This window comes from Selenomonadales bacterium (assembly GCA_017442105.1).
Taxonomy (GTDB): Bacteria; Bacillota; Negativicutes; order RGIG982; family RGIG982; genus RGIG982.
Map to the genome: position 1 here is coordinate 1 of JAFSAX010000166.1, position 3,254 is coordinate 3,254.

At 45.4% G+C, this 3,254-nt stretch carries 5 protein-coding genes; all 5 read left to right on the forward strand.

The window, feature by feature from the left end; genetic code table 11:
• The first annotated feature begins 20 nt into the window (after positions 1–20).
• Complete coding sequence (locus IJN28_06655; protein MBQ6713445.1) at positions 21–629, forward strand: site-2 protease family protein; 609 nt, start codon at positions 21–23, stop codon at positions 627–629.
• Positions 630–647: 18 nt separating this feature from the next.
• The gene (gene trpS / locus IJN28_06660; GenBank protein MBQ6713446.1) at positions 648–1,634 is read left to right on the forward strand and encodes a tryptophan--tRNA ligase; all 987 of its coding nucleotides are present in this window, start codon (positions 648–650) and stop codon (positions 1,632–1,634) included.
• Position 1,635: 1 nt separating this feature from the next.
• A complete protein-coding gene (locus tag IJN28_06665) occupies positions 1,636–2,388 on the forward strand; it encodes a segregation/condensation protein A (protein ID MBQ6713447.1) in 753 nt (250 codons plus the stop codon).
• Positions 2,358–2,867 (forward strand): SMC-Scp complex subunit ScpB, encoded by a 510-nt coding sequence (gene scpB, locus IJN28_06670; GenBank protein MBQ6713448.1) that lies wholly within the window; start codon positions 2,358–2,360, stop codon positions 2,865–2,867. The genes IJN28_06665 and scpB overlap by 31 nt, the downstream gene beginning before the upstream one ends.
• 93 nt (positions 2,868–2,960) lie before the next feature.
• A partial coding sequence (locus IJN28_06675; protein ID MBQ6713449.1) for a hypothetical protein occupies positions 2,961–3,254 on the forward strand: 294 nt, incomplete at its 3' end.

Below are 3,254 nucleotides of genomic sequence, written 5' to 3' on the forward strand. Positions count from 1 at the left end.
TGTTTGGATTTGGTCCGGATATGCTGTATCGTATCCCTGCATTACTCATTGCATTGACGATCCATGAATATGCACATGCACGTGTTGCGGTTGCGCTCGGCGATCCGACGCCGAAGGTTCTGGGCAGAGTGACACTCAATCCGTTGTCGCATCTCGATCCTGTGGGGCTGATCATGTTGTGGTTGGTTCAATTCGGTTGGGCGAAACCTGTTCCTATCAATCCGAACAATTTCGCGGATTGGAAGCGTGGTACGCGTCTGGTGTCGTTGGCGGGACCTGCGGCGAATATTTTGCTATCGCTTGTAATGGCGATCCTGTTTACGGCTCTTATCAAGATGGGCGTGATAGATGGTAACCATTGGCTTGCGAACGTGATCCGCCTCACGTATGTTTATAACATCATTTTTGCCGTCTTTAATATGTTTCCGATTCCGCCTCTTGATGGATCGAAGGTGGTGTCGAGCTTTTTACCGAATGAGATGGCTTGGCGATATGAGTCGATAGAGCGGTATGGTATTTTTATCATTCTTGCATTGTCATGGCTCGGCGTTATTTGGGGAATATTGTCTCCGATCGCAGATGGTATTTCTTTTGTTATCCAGTTGATCGTACAGATGATTTTTTTATGATTTAGGGGGAAAAGTAATATGACTAAAGGCAGAATTTTTAGCGGTATGCAGCCGTCGGGAAGATTTCATTTGGGTAACTATATGGGGGCGCTTGAAAACTGGGTTCGCTTGCAGCACGATCATGAATGTTTCTTCTCGATCGTTGACTTGCACGCGTTGACATCGGCGTATGAAAATACGAGCCAGCTTCCGGAGAACATTCATAATATGGCACTCGATTGGTTGGCGGCAGGTCTTGACCCTGATAAAAACACGATCTTCGTGCAGTCGCATGTCAAAGAGCATGCAGAGCTTCATTTGCTCTTGTCGATGATCACGCCGCTTTCGTGGCTTGAACGTGTACCGACGTACAAAGATAAATTACAGCAGCTTGGCACGCAGGGCAAGGATATCAATACATATGGTTTCCTTGGCTATCCTGAGTTGATGACGGCTGATATCATTCTTTATAAAGCTGACATTATTCCTGTTGGTGAAGACCAGATCCCGCACTTGGAACTTTGTCGTGAGATCGTTCGTCGTTTCAATAATCTCTATGGTCCGGTATTCCCTGAACCGCAGGCTAAATTGAGCAAAGCTGCTCTTCTTCCGGGTATTGACGGTCGTAAGATGAGTAAATCGTACGGCAATGCTATCCCGTATGCAGCAGGTCCGGAAGAACTTAAAAAACGTGTTCGTATGATCGTTACCGATCCGCAACGTATTAAGAAAACGGATGCAGGTAATCCGGAAGTATGTACGGCGTTCAAATTCCACAAAATCTTCAATACGGAGAACGTGGCTGAGATCGAAGGTGCATGCCGTGGTGCGTGTATCGGTTGCGTAGAATGTAAAAACCGTTTGGCAGACCGCATGAACGAGTCGCTTGCCGACATCTACGCAAGACGCGAATATTTCGCTTCGAAACCGAGCATGGTACGCGAAATTTTGGAAGCAGGCGCGCAGAAAGCACGTGTTGTTGCTGAAGCGACGATGGCAGATGTAAAAGCTGCAATGCATTTGTAAGATGTCCTATCAGTTAAAACTGGAGGTATTTGAAGGACCGCTAGATCTTCTGATGCATCTGATCGAGAAAAGTCAGATTGATATTTATGATATTCCGATCTCAGAGATCACGGAGCAATATCTTACGTATCTCAAGCAGATGGAAGAAGTCGATTTAGAGATCGCGAGTGAGTTTCTTGTGATGGCAGCGACGCTTCTTCAAATAAAGTCGAGAATGCTTCTGCCGAAGAAAAAGACAGAAGATGATACGGTGGAAGAAGATCCGCGTGATGAGCTTGTTGCACGGCTTTTGGAATACAAACGGTATCAAGAGGTAAGTCGTGTTTTAGGTGAGATGGCTGAATCAAGACGACTCTTTTTTGGGCGTAGTCCGCTTGAATTACCGCGCAGACAAGAGCCGTATCCGCAGGGGATGACGACCGATAAGCTTGTGATGGCTTTTATGGCTGTATGGGAAAGTAAGCAGGCAGAAGAAGATTTTGTTGTGGTTCGCAGTGAAACGGTCACGGTGCAAGATAAGATGGGAGATATTCTCTATCTGTTGCGCAAGTGCGGTAAAACGATGGAGTTTCGCGAAACACTTATCCGTGCACGTAATCGCGATGAGATGATAGCTTCGTTTTTAGCGATATTGGAGCTTCTGAAGTTAAATAAGATCCGTGCCGAGCAAGAACAAGGCTCTGATACGATCATGATTTCTTTGGTTGAAGGGGATAGTGGATCATGTTTTATGAACATCTCAAAGGAAATATAGAAGCCGTCTTATTTGCGGCAGGACAGCCTGTCAGCGAAGTACAGCTTGCAGAGATGTTATCTGTTGAGAAAGAGCATATTCGTATTCTTTTGGCACAAATGAAATCGGAGATGGAAGATGCGAAACGAGGATTGACGATTCTGGAAGTAGCGGGCGGATATCAGCTGTGTACGAAGGCAGAGTTTGCCGAAACGGTAGCTCGCCTTGCGGAAGTACAGCCAAATCGTTTGTCAAGAGCGGCACTCGAGACGCTGTCAGTTATCGCGTTCAAACAACCGATCACACGGGCGGAGATCGAGGAGATTCGCGGCGTACAGGTCGATCGCGTATTGCAGAATCTTATCGACAAAGAATTGATCAAAGAGTTGGGACGCAAAGAGGTTATTGGACGCCCTATTCTCTATGGTACAACGGAAGTGTTTCTTAATTGTTTTGGCATGGATTCATTATCGGACCTGCCTCCGCTTCCCGATGAATAATGATAAAATACCAAATGCTGTGATGGCATTTGGTATTTTTGTATATTCGGCCGAAAGTTTGCCATACTAAAGAAAAACGATGGCAGGGTGGATATGTATATATTGGCTTTCTTGATGCTTTTGCTCGTAGGAGTATGGTTCTTATCGCTTGTTGTACATATTGGTGTGAAGGTAGTTCGGTTTTGTTTTGAAATAGAATTGGTGATAAAAGTTTTCGGACGAGCGTTGTTTAAGAGAAAATGGCAAGGCGATTGGTTTGATAGATTGACAGAGAGATGGAAAGAATCATCGAATGAAGAAGTGGTGCCGAGGGATGATAAGAATAAAGGGAAAATGCATGGTATCGTGCCGAATCTGCTTCGAGTAGGGCGATGGAAAACATTTATA

Coding starts and splice junctions, on each gene's coding strand:
- IJN28_06655 (MBQ6713445.1), top strand. CDS start 21: ATGCTGTATCGTATCCCTGCATTACTCATTGCATTGACGATCCATGAA.
- trpS (MBQ6713446.1), top strand. CDS start 648: ATGACTAAAGGCAGAATTTTTAGCGGTATGCAGCCGTCGGGAAGATTT.
- IJN28_06665 (MBQ6713447.1), top strand. CDS start 1,636: ATGTCCTATCAGTTAAAACTGGAGGTATTTGAAGGACCGCTAGATCTT.
- scpB (MBQ6713448.1), top strand. CDS start 2,358: ATGTTTTATGAACATCTCAAAGGAAATATAGAAGCCGTCTTATTTGCG.